This is a genomic window from uncultured Campylobacter sp. (assembly GCF_937890585.1).
GTDB lineage: Bacteria > Campylobacterota > Campylobacteria > Campylobacterales > Campylobacteraceae > Campylobacter_A.
Genome location: NZ_CALACG010000012.1, coordinates 1 through 3,949, shown reverse-complemented (window position 1 = coordinate 3,949; position 3,949 = coordinate 1). Strand labels below are relative to the sequence as shown.

Sequence of the window (3,949 nt, the reverse complement as noted above, 5' to 3'; positions counted from 1 at the left end):
CGTAAAAGAGCAGGAAAAGGCAGCAAAACAACAAGCTAAAGAGCAGGAAAAGGCAGCAAAACAACAAGCTAAAGAGCAGGAAGAACAAGTCAAAAAACAAGCAGACGAAGGCGATAATGACTTAGGCGTTGATTTAGACGGCATCGAGGGTTAAATGCTAAATATGCAGATGGTAAAAAGAGACGTAAAAAGCCTTTTTGTAAAGACAAACGCCACTTTAACAAAAGATGATATAGCGCTTAATTGCCACTTTAACAAATACACAAAAGTGATCTTTGATGACGGCGCAGTTGCAACGCAAACAACAGCACTAATCAACGATGACGACGGCATAAAGCTAAGAGTAAAAGATGAGGTAATGATAAACGAGCAAGGCTATATCATCACCAAAATTGAGCTTGAAAACCAAGTAACAAAACGGCTATATCTAAAAGAGACATAAAATGCAAAGAGAAACAATCATTAACGATCTTTTTACCCTGCTTAAGCCACTTTGCGAAAATGTGGAGCTTTTTTTAACTCCAGCATTTGAGCGCAAAGACCTACCCATAATCATCATAAAAGACACTGATGACACCATCGAAAACGATGCATTTGTTAGCATCTCGCACGCTCTAAGCGTTGAGGTGCGGATGATAACTGCGAAATACAACGCATCAAATGAGGTAATAAAAGCCGTTTTAAATGCACTAAAAGAGTATAAAAGCAAATTTCTAAAGATAGAGCAAACAAGCCTAAATCGTGAGAGTTTTGAGCTATACGATGATGAGTATATTCTAAGCACGATCGCGCTAAAAATTTATTATAAAAGTGAGCTTTGGGAAGCATGAGAGAGCTATTTTTAGGCAAAATCTGCGAGGTTAAAAACGAGCTTGTAAGGGTTGATTATTTAGGCACTATAACACCTTTTATACCTTACTTGCAATTTGCAAATTCGTACAAAAGAAGCTTTACACCGCCGCGAGTTGGCGAGCAAGTTATGCTAGTCGATTTTGGTGGAGCAAAGATCGCGATAGGCAGTTTTTTAAATGCGAGCTTTAGCGCGCCAAGCGGTGCTAGCACAACAAAAGAAGTAAGCCAGTACGAGGACGGCACGATAATAAGCTACGACACATCAAGCTCAACGCTTGAAATCACAAATCCAAAAGTAATAAATATAGTGGTGCAAAACGACATAAACGTAACTTGCAAAAACGCAAATTTAACCGCGCAAAAAACCACTATAAAAAGTCCTAGTGTGCAAATTTTAGGCAACACAAACATACAAGGCGCGATCACCACATCAGGAGACGGCGGCGGAAGTGGCGAGTTTAGTATCAATGGAAATTTAAAAATAACTGGTGATGTAAAAATAGGGGCAAATTTAAGCGCAGGCGGTAGCGCAAGGATCGGCGGCAGCATCACAGACACAAAAGGGGATCTAACAAATCACACTAACCACGGCTACACTAGAGATTAACCCCCTTGTAAATTTTTGTCTATGTCATTTTATACAATCAAAGCAAAAAAAGGGCAAAAATGTATCAAATCGAAGTAGAGGAAAATTTAAGGCGTATTTTTATCACAAACAAATATACAAAGACCTTACGCCCTCTTTTTGGACTTGATAGGCATATAGACAAAAGCGCCGATCTTTATAATCTGTTGGCGCTAAAAGAGGATATAACCGAGCAGATCAAAAAGCACGAGCCACGCATTCAAACTGACAGCATAAGCTTTGAGGACGATAATGGCTCGATCATCTGCGAAATATCATACACACAAGATAAAGAAGCTAAATTTTTAAGGCTGAATATATGAAAGTGCCAAATTTTATAAAACCACTCGATATAGACAAAGAGCGAGAAGCTATCATAAGTGAGTTTAAAACAAAGAGCGGAAAGTTAGACTATACCCCACTAATAGGGGATGATTATATGACGCTTATTGATATATTTTTGTTTAAGCTTAACAACTTTATCGAGCTTACAAACGTCAAAATTTCTCAAAATTACCTACTTTTCAGCAAAGGCGAGTATCTTGATGAGCTTGTAAAGCTAATCGGCATAAAGCGGAATGAAGAGATAAAACCGATCGCAAAGGTCGAAATAAAAGTAAATAGCTCAACTTTTCTAAGTAAAGGCACTAAATTCACAGACACCAAAGGGCATTTTGCATATCTGCTAAAAGATATATACGTAAGTGACACGGCGATAGTTGAGATCGAAGCGGCAGACTATTTTAAAGAGCCTTACGAAACTACGACACTTGAAATACCAAACATCTATATAACCGAGATAAACATAAAAGAGCCTTTTAGTGGCTTTAAGTCGCGAGAGAGCGATGACGAGTTGAGGGATAGATTTTTGTTAGCACTTCATCGCTTTAGCACTGCAGGCAGCGAAAAAGCCTATCTTTTTCACGTCTTAAGTGTCGAGGGTATAAACAAAGCAAGCGTATATCAGTTAAGTGCTGGAGTGGTGCAAGTGATATATTTATCAAAATTTGAGCCACAAATAGCTAAGGAAAAGATCAAAGAGGCATTAAAAGACAAAATCCCACTAACTGATGATGTACGCATAAAAGAGGCTAATAAAATAAATCTTGATCTAGTTATTGAGATCGCACCAAAGCAAAATTTTATGTTTAATGAAATTTTAGCGAATGCAGATTTTAGGCTAAAAGAGTTTTTTAACACACTAAAGATTAATGAAACGCCACACATCTCGCAGCTCATTGAAGTGGCTTTTGATGAAAATACGGCATCCGTTGAGGTAAAAACGCCAATCCCAGTAGCCGATCGAGATAGCATTATTATATTAAATTCACTTCAAATCAACAAGGCTAATCATGCTTGATCTAAGAGCCTATAACGATGCACTTTTTAGGGTTGATGAAGTTTTTGCGCCAAAAATGGATGAGTATTTAGCCTTTGATGAACATTTTTTTTATAACCAAACCGACATAAATAGAGCGTATTTAGCTCATCAATTTGATACCGAGCCAAAAAGTCTAAGCATAGATGAGACAAAAGAGCTACTAAAAGCACCGCTTAAAACATACTTTTTTGAAGGAACAAGTGAGAGCTTAGAAGCTGGATTAAAGGCATATTATAGCGGTGCAAGTACAAAGCAGTGGAGTGAATACGGCGGTGAGCCTTATCATTTTAAGCTTATTTTGGATGCAAGCAAAGGACTAAGCAAGGAACAAGCAGCAAAGACCGATAAGCTAATCAAAACATATAAAAACGTGCGTAGCGTCTATGATGGAGCAAGCATAAAAGCGACTGCTGGCATAAATTTAAAAGCTTACTCTTACACGTTTATCGGTGAAAGCATAAGCGTATATCCTTACGTAGTATCAAACATAAACGAACACGCGCATTTTAAATTTGGCGCAGCTACGCAAATAAATGAGATCATAAGCATACCAATCGATGCAATAAGAGTTTTAACAAGATAAAGGACGGATAAATGAAACAATACACACTTTTAACAGCAAACGGCATAAATAAGCTACTAAAAACCGCTAGCGATGGATCGAAGATAGCGCTAAAAGAGATCGTAGTAAGTGACTATGATGGAGAGCTAAGCGAGCAGACCACATCAATACCAAATGAAAAATATAGAGGCGCTATAAATGCCATAACGATAGACGAAAACGATAATAATATCCTTGACGTCGATGCCATCATACCGCCTGAAGTTGGCGGATTTTATATCAAAACGGCTGGTATTTTTTGCGAAGATGGCTCACTCTTTGCAGTTGCAAGGTTAGCAGATACTTACAAGCCACTTTTAAACGAGGGGTCAAGCAAAGATATAACGCTAAATTTTAAACTGCAAATCGCAAACGCGAGTGATAGCATTATATTAAAAGTCGATAATAACGTAGTACTTGCTACAAGAAAGTGGAGCGAAAATCAATTTTTAAAAAAGACCGACAAAATCGACGCATACACCAAAAAAGA

Annotated in this window: 7 protein-coding genes; all 7 read left to right on the top strand. The window is 37.9% G+C overall.

Translation table 11 applies throughout. From position 1 onward, the window contains the following. Positions 1–154: 154 nt before the first annotated feature. Positions 155–442 (top strand): hypothetical protein, encoded by a 288-nt coding sequence (locus Q0296_RS00240; RefSeq protein WP_298035595.1) that lies wholly within the window; start codon positions 155–157, stop codon positions 440–442. Between the two features lies 1 nt (position 443). After that, complete coding sequence (locus Q0296_RS00235) at positions 444–830, top strand: hypothetical protein (RefSeq protein ID WP_298035594.1); 387 nt, start codon at positions 444–446, stop codon at positions 828–830. Next, positions 827–1,459, top strand: coding sequence for a phage baseplate assembly protein V (locus tag Q0296_RS00230; protein WP_298035596.1), 633 nt, complete (start codon positions 827–829; stop codon positions 1,457–1,459). Before Q0296_RS00235 ends, Q0296_RS00230 begins: the two co-directional genes overlap by 4 nt. A 59-nt stretch (positions 1,460–1,518) precedes the next feature. Beyond that, positions 1,519–1,800: a GPW/gp25 family protein gene (locus tag Q0296_RS00225; RefSeq protein ID WP_103644895.1), complete on the top strand. Its 282-nt coding sequence runs from the start codon at positions 1,519–1,521 to the stop codon at positions 1,798–1,800. Further along, positions 1,797–2,837 carry a baseplate J/gp47 family protein gene (locus Q0296_RS00220; RefSeq protein ID WP_298035593.1) on the top strand — a complete coding sequence of 347 codons (1,041 nt, stop codon included), beginning with the start codon at positions 1,797–1,799 and terminating at the stop codon, positions 2,835–2,837. The genes Q0296_RS00225 and Q0296_RS00220 overlap by 4 nt, the downstream gene beginning before the upstream one ends. Beyond that, positions 2,830–3,441, top strand: a complete 612-nt coding sequence (locus tag Q0296_RS00215) for a phage tail protein (protein ID WP_298035592.1) — start codon at positions 2,830–2,832, stop codon at positions 3,439–3,441. The genes Q0296_RS00220 and Q0296_RS00215 overlap by 8 nt, the downstream gene beginning before the upstream one ends. Positions 3,442–3,452: 11 nt before the next feature. Further along, positions 3,453–3,949 (top strand): phage tail protein (locus Q0296_RS00210; RefSeq protein WP_298035591.1); only part of this gene is annotated, 497 nt, incomplete at its 3' end.